General features: G+C 59.1%; 12 protein-coding genes. 7 read left to right on the top strand and 5 right to left on the bottom strand.

Annotation, left to right across the window (positions count from 1 at the left end; all coding sequences use genetic code 11):
- Window positions 1-54: 54 nt before the first annotated feature.
- The 5 genes from F6X24_RS04260 to F6X24_RS04240 form a co-directional block, all read right to left on the bottom strand.
- Entirely contained in the window at window positions 55-3,081 is a 3,027-nt protein-coding gene (locus F6X24_RS04260) for an AsmA family protein (RefSeq protein ID WP_229725341.1), read from the bottom strand.
- Window positions 3,082-3,284: 203 nt separating this feature from the next.
- Window positions 3,285-4,925: a carboxylesterase/lipase family protein gene (locus F6X24_RS04255; protein WP_151086780.1), complete on the bottom strand. Its 1,641-nt coding sequence runs from the start codon at window positions 4,923-4,925 to the stop codon at window positions 3,285-3,287.
- Window positions 4,926-5,091: 166 nt separating this feature from the next.
- Window positions 5,092-6,921, bottom strand: coding sequence for a molecular chaperone HtpG (gene htpG, locus F6X24_RS04250; RefSeq protein WP_151086779.1), 1,830 nt, complete (start codon window positions 6,919-6,921; stop codon window positions 5,092-5,094).
- 129 nt (window positions 6,922-7,050) lie between these two features.
- Window positions 7,051-7,554: a hypothetical protein gene (locus F6X24_RS04245; RefSeq protein WP_151086778.1), complete on the bottom strand. Its 504-nt coding sequence runs from the start codon at window positions 7,552-7,554 to the stop codon at window positions 7,051-7,053.
- Window positions 7,555-7,679: 125 nt separating this feature from the next.
- On the bottom strand, window positions 7,680-8,081 hold the full coding sequence (locus F6X24_RS04240) for a hypothetical protein (protein WP_151086777.1): 402 nt from the start codon (window positions 8,079-8,081) through the stop codon (window positions 7,680-7,682).
- A 360-nt stretch (window positions 8,082-8,441) separates the two neighbouring features.
- Here F6X24_RS04240 and F6X24_RS04235 point away from each other — a divergent pair, with 360 nt between their 5' ends.
- The 7 genes from F6X24_RS04235 to F6X24_RS04205 all read left to right on the top strand — a co-directional run bounded on the left by F6X24_RS04235 (window position 8,442) and on the right by F6X24_RS04205 (window position 15,399).
- Complete coding sequence (locus tag F6X24_RS04235) at window positions 8,442-8,780, top strand: hypothetical protein (RefSeq protein WP_151086776.1); 339 nt, start codon at window positions 8,442-8,444, stop codon at window positions 8,778-8,780.
- A 230-nt stretch (window positions 8,781-9,010) separates the two neighbouring features.
- Window positions 9,011-11,485: a TonB-dependent receptor gene (locus F6X24_RS04230; protein ID WP_151086775.1), complete on the top strand. Its 2,475-nt coding sequence runs from the start codon at window positions 9,011-9,013 to the stop codon at window positions 11,483-11,485.
- A gap of 132 nt (window positions 11,486-11,617) precedes the next feature.
- The gene (locus F6X24_RS04225; RefSeq protein WP_151086774.1) at window positions 11,618-12,586 is read left to right on the top strand and encodes a cation diffusion facilitator family transporter; all 969 of its coding nucleotides are present in this window, start codon (window positions 11,618-11,620) and stop codon (window positions 12,584-12,586) included.
- 79 nt (window positions 12,587-12,665) lie between these two features.
- On the top strand, window positions 12,666-13,967 hold the full coding sequence (locus F6X24_RS04220; RefSeq protein WP_151086773.1) for an MFS transporter: 1,302 nt from the start codon (window positions 12,666-12,668) through the stop codon (window positions 13,965-13,967).
- A gap of 105 nt (window positions 13,968-14,072) precedes the next feature.
- On the top strand, window positions 14,073-14,441 hold the full coding sequence (locus tag F6X24_RS04215) for a hypothetical protein (RefSeq protein ID WP_151086772.1): 369 nt from the start codon (window positions 14,073-14,075) through the stop codon (window positions 14,439-14,441).
- Window positions 14,442-14,564: 123 nt separating this feature from the next.
- Window positions 14,565-15,005, top strand: coding sequence for a DUF6526 family protein (locus F6X24_RS04210; protein ID WP_151086771.1), 441 nt, complete (start codon window positions 14,565-14,567; stop codon window positions 15,003-15,005).
- 91 nt (window positions 15,006-15,096) lie between these two features.
- Complete coding sequence (locus F6X24_RS04205) at window positions 15,097-15,399, top strand: DUF4286 family protein (RefSeq protein ID WP_151086770.1); 303 nt, start codon at window positions 15,097-15,099, stop codon at window positions 15,397-15,399.
- Window positions 15,400-15,453 lie beyond the last annotated feature (54 nt).

Genomic DNA, 15,453 nt, shown 5'->3' with positions numbered 1-15,453 from the left:
TATTAAAAATACAATGAGTTATCCGCTCTCCTTCGAGAGTGGGCGCTCTTCCGGTTATTTTTTTGCTGTATCGGCAGGAGCCGCAGCCTTTTTACGACCACCAAACAGACTATTCAGGCCCGCGCCGATGGCTTGCTTGGCTTTTTCCTGCGCTTCGAGCTTCTTTTTCTGAATTTCGAGCTGGAGCTGCTCCTGCGAGGTTTGCTGGGTGGTGGCGGTGGCCTTCTGGGTGCTGTCGGTTTTGGCCTTGTTCTTGGTCGCCAGGCTCAGCAGCGCGTCGGTGAGCTTGGTTTTAACTACATTCGTCACAATGGCCTTGCCCTGGTCTTTGAGGCTACCGCTGGTCAGCTTCACGCTGGGGCTGGCCACGGTCCCGCCGATGTTAAGGCCCAGCGTCACGCGGTCGGTGCCCTGAATGTTCGATACGCCGGTGAGCTGCGTGAGCTTGCTATTCAGGGCATTACCCAGCTTGCCGGTGGGGGCATTGATGGCCGTAACGTAGGAAAGCATACCGGCCAGGCTGTTGGAGCCGCCCACCGTCATCTTTACGTCGCCTACCGTCAGGTCGAAGGGCTTCACCACGAAGTTGCCATTCACAATCTCGGCGTTCACGATGCGATTAATCACCTCCAGGTTTTTCAGCTCGGGCAAGGTAGTGAGACTGGAAATCTGCGACATTACCGGCGACTGCAACACGCTGGCTTTCACGATGTCAAACAAGCCCTTGCCGCTCAGCGTGGCCAGCTTGGGCAGCATATCCTGGCCCATCTCGCCGCTCACGTTGAACGTGGTGCCAAAAATCCCTTGCACCTGCGAGGCCAGCGGCACCAGGGCCTTTACAGTGTTGAAGGCCCCGAACGCCTTCTGAAAATCCAGATTCTTGATATTCAGCCCCAGGTCGAACTTGGGGTGCGCCAGGTCTTGCGTGTTATAACTGCCCGTAGTGCCGAAGGCAGCGCCCAACGTGTTGAAGGTCATATTCTTCAGGGTAGCCACTTCGTTCTTTACCGCTACCGTGCCGGCGGCATTCGTCAGCTTCAGGTTGTCGTAGGTCACGTTATCGACCTTGCTGTTCACTACCAGGTCGAAGAATTTCGGAATGGGCACCACGCCGGTAGCCTTCGCCGGAGCCGCCTTGCCGGTGGCCGTCGACTTCTCGCTCACGGGGTCTACCATAAACTCATTTACGTTAAAGTTGTGCGAGGTCACGTTTAGCGTGCCGCGCAGCGGCTGGCCGGGCGTAAAGAGATAGCCCAGGTAGTTGCTCACCGTGCCGTTGGCCGCAAAGTCGGAGCTGCCGGCCGTGCCGTTAAGGCTCTGAATAACAATCTGATTATTGTTGAACGTGGCGGCAGCATTGCTGACAGCTACACCCTGCGGCAGGTCTTTGCTCTTGTATGTCACATTGTTGGCCTTCACAGTGCCGCTGGCTTTCACATTCTGGTAGCGGCCGGCTTCTACGTCGGCCATGTTGCCGGCAGCGGCGATGTTGCCGGCCACACGCCCCGTTACGGTCATGCCCTGAAGCGGGAAAATCTTCGTGATTTTGGTGAGGTCCACCGTGCCGTTCACATTCGCATCAAATACCGGTTTGGCTATATTGTGAGCCGTGAGGCGGCCATCGAGCGGCTCGCCTTCCAGCATCATATGAAACTGCGGCAGATTTACGTAGGTATCGTTCATCTGACCAGTAGTATTTACAACTGTACCGCTGAGGTTAATATCTTCAATCGGGGCCGGGAACTTGTCTGACTTCACGTAGCCATTTGCCATTTTAATGGCCGCGTTGACCACCGGCATCTGGGTTTTTGAATAGATGCCTCTGCCCGTCGCATCCACGAAGAACTGCCCGCGCATTGTGAGGCCGGGCACCGGGTACACCTTTAGCGCCTCGGCCAGGTTCACGTTGGCTTTTACGTGGCCGTCTACCTTCATGGGGGCGAGGCCATCGATGGCGACGCTGCCATCAACCGGGTCGTTGCCCAGGTCGAGGTGAAACTTCGACACGTTGACTTTCACGTTGTTGGTAAAGCCCGACGGGTTGTCTACCACCATCGCCACGTTGATATTTTTGGCCTCGCGCGGCAGGTCAGGGTACTTAAAGCGGCCGTTGGTCACGGCTAGGTTCAGGCCGTAGCCGGGCATTCGCAGCTTGTTTTGCACGCCTTTGTAATAGCCGTTGAAAGCCACCTGGCCGCCGGCTTCCACGTTCTTAAACTGGGCGTTGTACACGCCCGGCACCAGGCTCAGAATATTCTTGAAATCAGTTTGCAAAGCCTTGAACGTCACATCATAGGTGATATCCGTAGCATTCGGCAAGCCGATGGCACCGGCGAAGCTGAACGGAAAGTCATTCAGCTTTACCTGGTTTTCCTTAAACGTGTAGAGGTTCTTATTCAGGTCCATGCTCATGGCGATAGCGGCGGCTACCTGCTTGTTAGTCAGGTAGTCGATACCATTGTAGTTGGCCGTAAGCTGGCTGATAGTGGTGTTGGAAGTCAGGTCGAAGACGTTGTTGGCAAAATCGCCCTTGCCCTGGTGGTTGACACCCCGCGCATCGAGCCGCACCGGAATACTGAGGTCTTCGTAGCGCAGCCGCCCGTTGGTAATTTCCCAGCCCCGAATAGCCAGATTTACCTTGCTGGTATCCTGGCCCTTAGCCGCCGCAGTGGCGTTCGGAATCATGATATCCCAGTTGGGCCGCCCGCTTTTCAGCACCTTCACCGAAAACTCGGGCTGGTCGAGGGCCACGCTTTTTATATCAATCTGCTGGCCTTTTACTACCGACATCAGGTCGAGGCCCACCCGCAGGCGCGGCAGGTAAGCCAGCGTATCGCGGCTAAAAGAGTCGAGGCCAATTACGCGCAGGTTCTTGATATCCAGCCCCAAATCGGGAAACGTGCTGAGTAGTGTCACGCCAATATCGTCGGGGTTGTACTGCACCTTCGCTCGCACGCGCTGCGCTATCTGCTGGTGGGCCAGCGCCCGCAGCTTGTCTTTAAAGAGGAAGGGCGCGGCGGCCAGCGCCACCACCAGCAGCACGACCAAGGCCAGCAAACCAAGCAGAATTTTACGCATCATGAAGAAGTCATTAAGTCTATGTCAGACAAAAATACTTGCCGAATAGCTCCAGCTTAAAGCTAAAATGAAGCCGAAAGCCTCACCCAGCCCTTTTATCTTGCCAATGGGCCCGCTTTCCCCACCAAAAACCTGGCCGGAGCGCTCCAGCAGCCGGATTGGCTCCGGGGCGCTCCGGCCAGAGTAGCCCAATCGACTATTAAGGGCTACTTCGCCGTGACTTGCTCCAACAGTAGGTACCGGGCGCGGGTCTGGTCGCTTTCCGCTCTGGTTGTCACATCCAGCCGCAGCAGCTGCCCAGCGGCCCCTTTGCCAGCGGCCGGCCAGTTGGGCAGGACTGCCCCGTTGGGGTTGCCGGTTTTGATAAAGTTGGCAAAGTAAGCCTGCATGGTTTTGGACACCAGATAATCGTCAGGCGTCCAGGCATATACTTTGTTAGTAGCCAGGTTACCCAGTGCATATTCAATCTCGGCCGAATGCACGGCGCCCTTGGCCGGCGGCGCGGGGGCGGCGTTGCCGGTGCCCTTTACCACACCGCCGGCCAGGCCAGCGGTAGCGTTGCCCATCTCGGGCGTCATGGCCGGGCGGGGGCGGGCAAAGAGATAGCGGTACACGGGCTGGTCGCCGGTTTGGGCGTGCAGGTCGGCCCACTTCCAGGTGCTGTAGGCAATGAAGCGGTCGCTGGCCAGGTCGGTAGCCGCTTGCTCAACCTGCACGTCGGTGGTAGCGGGGTAAAGCTTCAGGATGGCCCCGGCTTGCGCGCCATACAGCTTCTGCACGGCAGCACGATAGCTTTCCAGGTTGGGCGCGGCGGCCCCAAGCAGCGCCTGATATCCCATTTCCTGCGAGTTCCAGCCCACCAGCAGGGGCACGTCGGCCTGAGCGCCACTGGCGTAAATCTCCGTTGGGGGCCGGGGCAGGAAGTACCCATCCACAATAGCAGAAAAGTGCGGCGCACCCTCTTTACCACTGGCCTCCAAAAGCTGCTGGGCCGGCAGCGCACGCAAGGCCGCCAGCGAGCCAGCGCCCAGGCTACTAGCGAAGGCTACTCCGGTTTGCTCGGCCTGCGTCAGGGTAGGCAGCGGCTGCAGGCCCAGCAGCGAGCCGCTTTCGCCGATGGCCCCCACCAGCAGCTTCTTAGCCAGCGGCGAAGCCATTTGGGCGCTTACCGAGAACGAGCCGGCCGACTCGCCCCCGATGGTAATACGCTGCGGGTCACCGCCAAAGGCGGCGATGTTGTTCTTCACCCACTGGATAGCGGCGGCCTGGTCGAGCAGGCCGTAGTTGCCCGAAGCGTGATGCGGCGATTCTTTGGTTAGCTCGGGGTGAGCCATAAAGCCGAACACGCCGAGCCGGTAATTAACTGTCACGGTTACGATGCCCCGCCGGGCCAGGGCTTCGCCGTCGTAGCGCGGTTCCGAGCCATCGCCGGCCACGAAGCCGCCGCCGTAGAAGTACACCAGCACCGGCCGCCGCTCCTTGCCAGACTGCGCACCCGTCCACACGTTCAGATACAGGCAATCTTCGCTCACACCATTCGAGCGGAAATTCATGTCGCCAAACAGCGGCAGTTGCATTGCGCGCGGGCCAAACTGCGTGGCCGTCCGCACGTCTTGCCACGGCTGTGAGGGCTGCGGAGCCTGCCAGCGCAGCGGCCCTACCGGCGGCGCGGCGTAGGGTACCCCACTAAAGCGATGGATGCCGCTGGGCAGCGTAGCACCAGCCAGCTGGCCGGTAGCCACCTGCACTTGGTTGGTAGCCAGGCTACCAGCTGTTGGGGAGGCAGACTGCGCGACGGACGTGGTAGTCAGTAGGCTAGCTAATGCTAGCGCAAGGAGGTTTCTCATAAGCGAATAGGAAAGAGTATGGCATCGAATATCTGCTTCCCGTTATAGTTTGGGCCGCGTCGTGGTAGTCGGCTGGCAGCGAGCTACAAAGATGCGCCACCGCCTTCCAACAAAAAGCCCCGCCGCCAATCTGGCAGCAGGGCTTTCTCAACTTAAAAGCTTACGCTTACAGCAGCTCGGTGCTGCGCTTCACGAAGGCCGTCAGGGCCTCGCCTTTCAGCAGGCCCTGCGCCAGCAGCGCCAGGTCGAAGGCTTGCTTGGCAATGGTTTCGCCGCCATCGGCCAGGGCTTTTTGCGCAATGGGGCTGTTGGCGTTCACCGTCACGTCGAACGAGTCGGGCAGTGAGCCGAACATCTGCATGCCGCCTCCGCCGCCGGTGCGCTGCATGTCTTTCATGCGGCGCATAAACTCGTTTTGGGTAATAACCACCGGCGCATCCTGCGGCGAGAGCGGGGCCACTTTGACGTGCATGCTGGGGTTGCTGATGGCGCTGGTAAAGAGCTCCTCCAGCTTCTTGTGGTCGTCTTCGCTGAGTACGCTGGCCGGTGCTTCTTCCTTCTCGATAAGCTGGCCCACGGTAGCCGAATCGACGCGCTTAAACGTGGTTTTTTCCAGTTTCTGCTCTAGCTGGCCAATGAAGTGCGCGTCGAGCACCTGGTCCATATTCAGCACGTCGTAGCCCCGCTCCTGGGCGGCGGCCACAAAGCCGTGCTGGGCCTCGGCATCGGTAGTGTAAAGCACCACCGTATTGTCCGTTTTGTCTTTCTGATTAGCCTGAATATGCTCGGTGTACTCGGTGAGCGTGTAAAGCTTGCCGCTTACGCTTTTGAGCAGCACGAAGTCCTTGGCGCGGTCGTAGAATTTCTCGTCCGAGAGCATGCCGTATTTCACAAATACGCCAATATCAGCCCATTTCTCCTCGTAGCCGGGGCGGTCCTTGCGGAACAGCTCAGCCAGCTTATCGGCTACTTTCTTGGTGATGTAGGTGTTGATTTTGCGCACCGCCGCGTCGGCCTGCAGGAAAGAGCGCGATACGTTCAGCGGAATATCGGGCGAGTCGATAACGCCGTGCAGCAGCATCAGAAACTCGGGCACTACGTCCTTCACCTCGTCGGTGATAAACACCTGGCGCGAATACAGCTGAATCTTGTTGCGCGAGAACTGCAGCTCGTCCTTCACCTTCGGGAAGTACAAAATACCCGTGAGGTGAAACGGATAGTCCACGTTCAGGTGAATCCAGAACAGCGGCTCGTCCATGCTCATCGGATAGAGCTCCTGGTAGAACTTCTTGTAGTCCTCGTCGGTCAGCTCCGAAGGCTGCTTGGTCCAGATGGGCGTCGTATCGTTAATCAGCTGGCCCTCAAACTCAATCGGGATGGGCAGAAACTTGCAGTACTTGCTCAGAATGGTGCGCAGCCGGGCTTCTTCCAGAAACTCATCCGAGTCTTCGGCGACGTGCAGCACCACGTCGGTGCCGCGCTCGGCCTTGGCGTGCTCGCCGGTAGGCTCGTCGATGGTGTACTGGGTGCTGCCGTCGCAGGTCCAGTGCGCCGTAACGCTGTCCTCTTTATAGGATTTTGACCATATCTCCACCTCGCTGGCCACCATGAAGGCCGAGTAGAAACCCAGGCCAAACTGCCCGATTATCTGGTCTTTAGCCTGCGCATCCTTCTCCTTGTACTTCTCCACAAACTCGGTGGCCCCGGAGAAGGCAATCTGGTTGATGTACTTCTTGATTTCGTCGGCCGTCATGCCCAGGCCGTGGTCCGAAATCGTGATTTTGCGGGCTTCTTTGTCTACCGTCACGCGCACTTTCAGCTCGCCCACTTCGCCCTTGTACTCGCCCAGCGCGGCCAGGCTCTTGAGCTTCTGGGTAGCATCGACGGCATTGCTGACCAATTCGCGCAAGAATATCTCATGGTCAGAATATAAGAACTTCTTAATAATAGGAAAGATGTTCTCGGTATGGATGGAAATGGAGCCGGTTTCGGACATCGGAATAGCTGACTTAGGGTTGGGTGAAATAACAAAAGGCTGACTAACAGGCCGGGGCCTGCCAGTCAGCCTGGCTTTTCAAAGGCTGTTCCAAGGTGCTGCCGGCTGTCAGGTTGGCAGCAAACGGGGTTATTGAGGCTCGTAGCCGGCCAGGGGCTCGGCCACCTCGTCGGAATAAGAGAAGAAATCACCGAAATAATCCACCCACTCGGCCCACAGGCCGGGCAGGCGGGGCGACTCGTCGGTGAGCCAGGCCAGCGCGGCTGCAGGATGCGTAAAAAAATGCGCTTCGAAAGGCAGCTGAGCATCAACAGCCATCAGCACGCCTTCCACTACCTGCTGATTGTACACGCGCTGCGCCGAAAGCACAATCACTACCTGCTCAAGCGGCACGGTAAAAAGAGCCGGCATAAACCGGGTGCTCAACCACAGCTGGTCGTACACCGGAATATCAGGCATTCTATTTAAATCCAATACTATACGCTTTACGCAAAGCTGCTTGACCAGCACGTGCAGCTGCGTAAAGGCCTGCTGAAAGCGCTCCATATTCCGCTCGGCCATCCAGGCCACCCGCATCAGGCTTGACGTCTCATCGTACTGAATACAAAACTCAGCTATTTGATTGATAATCATATGTTCATTTACCGTAAACAGTGTCCAGACCAGCGCCCGCCAATCCTTAACGTCTACAGGAAGCTGTACAAGTACGACAAGTAGTCGTTTTTGGATTTTTTTCGGTTACTTTTTTTAGACTTCTTTTAGGGAACCCGGCGGTACTCGATTTCCTCGCGTACGCCGGGCAAGGCGTCGCCCACCAGAAAATCTACTACCAGCTTCCGGCGGCTTACCTGTATCAGCTGCTGGTTATCGAATGAGGAGCCGCCTTCCGTAGCCGGGCTTTGGGCAAAGAGCGTTCCTTGCTTAACTGCGTAGCTACCAGTCTCGAGGCGAACGGGCTGGCCCGGCCGCGCTACCGTAAACTGATAGCTGCCATCGGGCCGGAACTCAACCAGCAGGTGCGCAAGCCCACTTACTACTTCTTGGTTTAGCGCAGCTACCTCCGGATTATTCATCTGCTCCAGCACTTCGGGAGGCACCGTTTGGGCCGCCGTAAAGCTGACCTGACGCAGTTCCCAACGGCCGGGCAGCAGCGCCGGCACCTGCGCCCACGCCCTGCGACCTCCTAACAGGAGCCCTGAAAATAAGATAAAACCAAGATTTAATTTCCCCAAACCGAAGCCAAAGGCGTAATGCTGCCTACCTCATGGCAAGTTAGCATCCCTTAAGCTTATTTCGGCCTGGCCCTGCTTATACTTACCCAGTAAGACGGCCTTTGAAGCAACGCTGCTCACAGCAGATTCTTCGGCAGCTACTCGCCCTAAACCGCCACCGACCCGCGCCCGCCCATGCAGCATTAGTACCTGCTGAGGTTAAGCGCCGGAAGCCTGGGGCGAATTTGCCTGCTCAATGCAACCATTGGCTACCACCGGGCTCTTTACAGAAGCTCACTCAGCATTATCGTGTTGCGGACCATTTTACGCCCCTACCTCGCCCTGCTCTTGCTGCTCTGCCTGCTGCGGACGCTGCTGCCCGAGGCGTGGGTACTGGCGTTGCACAGCCACGGCCACACCACGGAGCTAACGGCCAGCCAGCGCCCCAAAGGCAAGCTGCTGAGTCCGCGCCATAGCCACTGCCAGACTGAGCAGTTTTACAATGTGCCTTTTCAGGCGTCCAGCCGGCTGGCTTTGCCCCAGCCGCGCTTCTGCCGGTGCTACCAGCCGCTGGCGGCACCGGCGGTGCTGGCTTGCTCGGCGGTAGCCCTGCGCAGCACCGCGCTGCGGGGCCCACCCGTGGGCTAGAGGCTACCCGCGACTTTTTTAAAGAGCCACGACCTGTTAATCAGCGCTTTCGCTTGGCTTCTTACCTGCATGCTATGCGGCTTTCCCGGCCGGCTGCTCCGATTTTTCTCTGGTTTGGTTTTAGAGAAAATGCAAACAGGCCCTGACCTTTGGCTGGGGTTTGTTTGCGGAGCCAGCATGTGCATTGGCAGCGCACGGCGCTCCACCTCCTTCCTGCTCCGTTATTTCAAATGTTTCGCACTTACTCTCCTGCGCTGCTAGTCAGCGCGCTATCCTTTTCATTGCCAGTGCGGGGGCAGGTGGCCCCGGCAGCTGCCCCGGCCCGGTCCCGGGCGGCTGTCACCTTTGCCGGGCACCTTACCGATGCCGCCACCGGCGAAGCCATACCGGGGGCAAACATCGTTTTTCCCGACCTTAAGCAAGGCACTGCCTCCGATGCCACCGGCCGCTTCAGCTTTAGCAACCTGCCCAGGGGGCGGTTTTCGATGCAGGTAGTATCGCTAGGGTACAATACTATCACTCAAACGGTTGACACCAACAGCGGGCAGCTCTTGGAGCTGAAGCTGACGCCCGCTGCCACCGAAATCGGGCAGGTAGTGGTGACGGGCGTGTCGCAGGCTACGGAGTTGCGGCGCTCGCCGGTGCCCACCACGGTGATAGACCGCACCCGCCTCAATCAGACGTCCTCGACCAACGTGATTGATGCCATTGCGCACACGCCGGGCGTGAGCCAGATTACGACCGGCGCGGCCATCAGCAAGCCCGTGGTGCGGGGCCTGGGCTACAACCGCGTGGTGACCCTCAACAATGGCGCCAAGCAGGAAGGTCAGCAGTGGGGCGACGAGCACGGCATCGAGATTGACGAGTTCAGCATCGACCGGGCCGAGATTATTAAAGGGCCCGGCTCCTTGCTCTATGGCTCGGATGCGATGGCGGGAGTTATCAACTTTCTGGCTCCCGACCCCATCGCCGAAGGCCACATCACGGGCACGGCTACGGCCAACTACCAGACCAACAACCACCAACAGGGCTACTCGCTCGAAAACGCGGGCAATATCAACGGCCTGAACTGGCTGGTGCGCGGCACCCGCAAGGTGGCCGGCGACTACCAGAACCGCTACGATGGCCGGGTTTTCAACTCGGGCTTCAATGAGTGGGACGCCAACGGCTACCTGGGCCTGAACAAAGCCTGGGGCTACTCGCACCTCACCTTCAGCACCTTCAACCAGAATCTGGGCCTGATAGAAGGCGTGCGCGACAGCCTGAGCGGGCGCTTTGTACGCGATGTAGCGGTGGGCAACCAGGTGCAGTCGCGGGTGGTGAGCGACGACGAGCTCCGCGGCTATGGCCTGGCCGTGCCGCGCCAGCTCGTCAACCACCTGCGCCTGGGCACCGACAACAGCTTTATTATCGGCCAGAAAGGCGGCCGGCTGGCCTTGCAGGTAAATTACCAGCAGAACCTGCGCCGCGAGTACGGCAACGCGCTTGCGCCCGAGGCGGCGCAGCTTTACTTTCAGCTGCGCACCGTAGACTATGCTGTGCGCTATTTTCTGCCCGAGCTCAATGGCTGGAACCTGGCCGTGGGCACCACCGGCCTGCGCCAGCAAAACCGTAACCTGGGCACCGAATTTCTAATCCCGGCCTACGACATGACGGAGGGCGGCGTATTTGGGGTACTCAAAAAATCGTTTGGCAGCCTCGACCTCAGCGGCGGCCTGCGCTACGACGTGCGCCGCATCTCGGCCCAAAGCCTATACCTGGACGCCACTACCGAGCAGCCCACCGCGCCCACCATGCCGGGGGCCGAAACCAAGTTTCCGGGCTTCCTGAGCACGTTTCAAAACTATAGCGGCAGCCTGGGCGCGGCCTACAACCTGAGCGACCGCCTCACGGTGAAGGCCAACGTATCGCGGGGCTTTCGTGCGCCCAATATTGCCGAGCTGGGAGCCAACGGCGTGCACGAGGGCACCATTCGCTACGAAGTAGGCGCGCCCAGCCTTAAGGCCGAAACCAGCCTGCAGGTAGATGCGGGCGTGAGCTATACTTCCGACCACGTGCGCTTTACGATTGATGCCTTTGAGAACAGCATCAACAACTACATTTTTGAGCGCCGGGTGCTAAACCGGGCCGGCACCGACTCCCTGGTTTCGACCGGACCGAATATAGGACTTTTTAACTATGTACAGGGGCAGGCCCGGCTGCAGGGCGGCGAGGTTACGCTCGATTTTCACCCGCACCCACTCGATTGGCTGCACTTCGAAAACTCGTTTGCGATGGTACGCGCCCGCCAGCTCGACGTACCTGCCGACCAGCAATACCTGCCCTTCATCCCGGCCGACCGCCTGCAGTCGGAGCTGCGTGGCAACTTCCGGCGTCAGGGCAAGCGACTTACCAACGTGTACGCCCGGTTTCAGCTGGAGCAAACCTTTGCCCAGAACCGCTACTTTGCCGCCTACGACACCGAAACGGCTACGCCCGCCTACACGCTCTTTAACGCCGGGGCGGGCACCGATGTGGCCGATGCCAAGGGCAAAACCCTGTTCTCGCTCTATATCACGGCCAATAACCTGTTCGACGTGGCCTACCAGTCGCACCTGAGCCGCCTGAAGTACGAAGATTTCAACTACGTAACGGGCCGCCGGGGCGTGTTTAACATGGGCCGCACGGTGAGCTTGAAAGTGGTAGTGCCGCTGGCCTTCAAATAGCGCGTAAAAAGGGCGATTGCCGGCCCGCCCCGGCGATGCCCCTTTACCGGCTGGCATCCTTAGCTTGCGCCCTGCCTGAATCCAATGCCCCGGCTTTGCGTTTAGGCCCTGAGCCCAATCCCTTTTACTTACATGCCCCACCACCACGACCATGCCGGCCACAGCCACGCCGGCCACGTTCATGCTGCGCCACCGGCGGGCGGCCACTTCAGCGCCGCCTTTGCCATAGGCATTGGCCTGAACCTGGCTTTCGTCATTGCCGAAACGATTGGCGGCGTCTGGGCCCATTCGGCGGCGCTGCTCTCCGATGCCGGCCACAACCTGAGCGATGTGCTGAGCCTGGCGCTGGCCTGGGGTGCGGCCTGGCTGGCGGGCCGCCCGGCTACCGGCCGCTACACCTTTGGCTACCGCGGGGCTACCATTCAGGCCGCCTTGCTGAACGCGGCGCTGCTTTACGGGGCGCTGGGCTTTGTGCTGTGGGAAACCATTGACCACCTGCGCCATCCCGCGCCCGTAAACGGCGTGGCCGTGATGGCCCTGGCAGGGGCTGGTATCCTGGTGAATGGCTTCACTGCCTTCCTGTTTCGGGCGGGTCAGAAGGGCGATATAAACGTGCGCGGCGCTTACCTGCATATGCTCACCGATGCGGTGGTAAGCCTGGGCGTAGTGGTAGGCGGGGCCATCACCTACTTCACGCACTGGACCTGGCTCGACCCGCTGCTGAGCCTGGGGCTGCTCGCCGTGATTGCGGTGGGCTCCTGGGGCTTACTGCGCGACACCATCCGCCTGGGCCTGCAGGCAGTGCCCGAGGGAATTGATTTAGAACAGGTTCGGAAATTTATGCTGGGTCAGCCCGGCGTGCAGGGCCTGCACGACCTGCACATCTGGAGCATGAGTAGCGATGGCCACGACACGGCGCTGATGGCTCACCTGGTGCGGCCCGGCGGGGCCGATGCCACCTGGCTGGCCAACCTTTCGGCCGGATTACTGCATGAGTTTCATATTCACCACAGCACCGTGCAGGTAGAAGACGCCGAGCTGGAACACGGCTGCCAGAGCGGCTGCGTCACTGCCACCCACACCGCGCAGCTGTCAGCTTAGCCGGGGCCCGGATTGAGGAGCACTGCCCCAAAGCAGCTTGCCACCCCCGAAAAGTCGGGGCGGCATAGTACTTTTCAGCATGCAAAATCCCGCCCGCCCGCAATTGCCCCCGCAACTCGACGAGTCCGCTAAGTCTGCGGTGCAGACTACCCGGCTGTTTTCGGCCATCGTTATCGTAGCTTCGCTGGGCTACTTCGTTGATATTTACGACCTTATCTTATTCAGCATCGTGCGGGTAAAAAGCCTGAACGAGCTGGGCATCATTGACAAAGCGGCCATTAAAAGCCAGGGCGAATACCTGCTTTCGATGCAGATGGGCGGGATGCTGCTGGGCGGCATTCTGTGGGGTGTGCTGGGCGATAAAAAAGGCCGGCTGTCGGTGCTTTTCGGCTCCATTCTCATGTATTCGCTGGCCAACCTTGCCAATGCCTACGTGCATACTCTTGACCAGTACGCCTGGCTGCGCCTGATAGCCGGCATCGGCCTGGCCGGTGAGCTGGGCGCGGGCATTACGCTGGTGAGCGAAACGCTGCCTAAGGAAAAGCGCGGCCTGGGCACGATGGTAGTGGCAACGGTGGGCGTGAGCGGCGCTATGCTGGGTTACTGGGTGGGGCAGCGCCTTGGCTGGCGCAACGCCTACCTGGTGGGTGGCGCGCTGGGGCTGGCGCTGCTGGTGCTGCGCGTGAGTGTATTCGAATCGGGTATGTTTCAGAAAACCAAAGAAAGCACCGTGGCGCGGGGCAACTTCCTGAGCCTGTTTACCAATCCTACGCTGCTGGGGCGCTACCTGCGCTGCCTGCTCATTGGCATTCCGCTGTGGTTTGTGGTGGGCATTCTTATTACCTTCTCGCCCGAGTTTGCCGAGGCGCTGGGCGTGCGGGTGCCCGCCGGCGAGCCAGTTATCTCGGCCGGGCTCGCGGTGTTCTGGTGCTATTTCGGGCTGGTATTCGGCGATTTTTTCAGCGGCGGCCTCAGCCAGCTTTTAAAAAGCCGCAACCGGGCTTTGCAGCTTTTTCTGGGCTTTTGCACGGTTATGGTCGGCACGTATTTGTTTGGCCTGAAGAATGCCACGCCCACCGTTTTTTACATCGTGTGTTTTATTCTGGGTATCTCGGTGGGGTTCTGGGCGTTGTTTGTAACCGTAGCGGCCGAGCAGTTTGGCACCAACCTGCGCGCCACCGTAGCCACCACCGCGCCCAACTTTGCGCGGGGCGCGGTAGTGCTGCTGGTGCCGGCTTTCCGCTGGGCCGAGGCGCACCTGGGTGGGCGCATCAGTGGGGCGGCCGCCCTGGGCGGGCTGTCGCTGCTGGTGGCCTTCTGGGCTGTAAGCACCCTGCCCGAAAGCTTTGGGAAAGACCTGGACTACAGCGAGCCGGGCTAGTACCGGGGGTTACTTGCCGCGCCAAGGCTTCAGGGCCGCGAAAACCTGAACCATAACTTCGGCGGCGCGTTGAAGGGCTAGCCGCTTTAGTCGGCTATCATTTATATGAAAAATACCATATTTGGCGCCGCTTTCGCTCTCAGCACCTTCGCGGCGCTCGCCGGCCACGCCCAAACGGCTACCCCCGACCAGACCGCCCCGCTTCCGCAAAACGCCCAAAACACTTACGACCAGCAGCGTAGCCAGCGCAAAATGGCCGACCAGTCGGTAACCGACAGCCGCCGCCAGCTCAAGCAGCAGGAAAGCCAGACCCGCGACCTGAAGCATCAGATGCGCGAGCAGCGCCAGCAGGCCAAGCAGCAAAATGAGCAACTCAAGATGCAGCGTCAGGACGCCAAGGTGGCCCACGAGCAGGAAAAGCAGGCCAAAGCGCAGCTGAAAATGGAAAAGAAAGCTGAGAAAGCTGGCCAGTAACCCTAACAGCGACAGCCTTTTCCGGCAGCTCACTGCTGCTTATCTCAGAAAAAGCTCTGGCGGCGGCCGGAGCTTTTTTTATTTTGCCCGTATCCTTGTTTTTGCCCTTCTTGTACTCGCCACATGGCTGCCAAAAACCCTGCCCGCTACTATCCGCTGCACCACTTTATTCTGCTGCCGCTTACCCTGCTGATGGTTATCTATACCATTCGCCGCTATGCCAACCTGGCCGGTGACGATTCTGAGCTCTCCCGTCTGTGGTTTTCGCTGGCGGCCGTTACGCTGCTGTTTTTTGTTGCACTCGTGATGCTTCGCCAGCACTACGCACTCACGCTGCAAGACCGGCTGGCCCGTCTCGAAGTGCGCCAGCGCTACTTTGAGCTAAGCGGCCAACGCTTCGCAACCCTCGAAAAGGACCTTTCGCTAAAGCAAATCCTAACTTTGCGCCTCGCCGGCGACCAGGAGCTGCCCACGCTGGCCCAGGCCGCTACCCGCGAAAAACTCACGCCCAAGGATATTATGGCCCGTATCAACGACTTTCAGCTTGACACCATGCGGGTCTGATACAGGGCGGGAGAGAGTATTTTAACGGTATACTATTCGAATTATACCGTTAAAATACTCAACGATTATATATTTCATCAGCCGTAAAAATATGATTCTTTACAACGTTACTACCAGCCTGGAGCCCGGCATTGCCGAAGAGTGGGTGGCCTACATGCGCGACCACCACATGGCCGAAGTAGTGGGCACCGGCTGCTTCATTCGTAGCCAGTTGCTGCGCCTGCTCAACGAAGAAGACGATGGTGTAACCTATGCTGCCCAGTATTTCAGCATCAGCCTTGAGCAGCTGGAGGCTTATCAGCTGCATTTTGCCCCCGCCCTGCGCCAGGAAATGGACGATAAGTTTGCCGGTAAGTACCACTCATTCCGCACCGTGCTGGAAGTGGTGGAATAGTGCGCAATGGGTAGTGGGTAATAGGTAATGCCGTTCTCACATGGGAAGGCGAGC

This window comes from Hymenobacter baengnokdamensis (assembly GCF_008728635.1).
GTDB lineage: Bacteria > Bacteroidota > Bacteroidia > Cytophagales > Hymenobacteraceae > Hymenobacter > Hymenobacter baengnokdamensis.
Note: the sequence above shows the minus strand (reverse complement) of the source record. Positions and strands in the feature narration are given on the sequence as shown.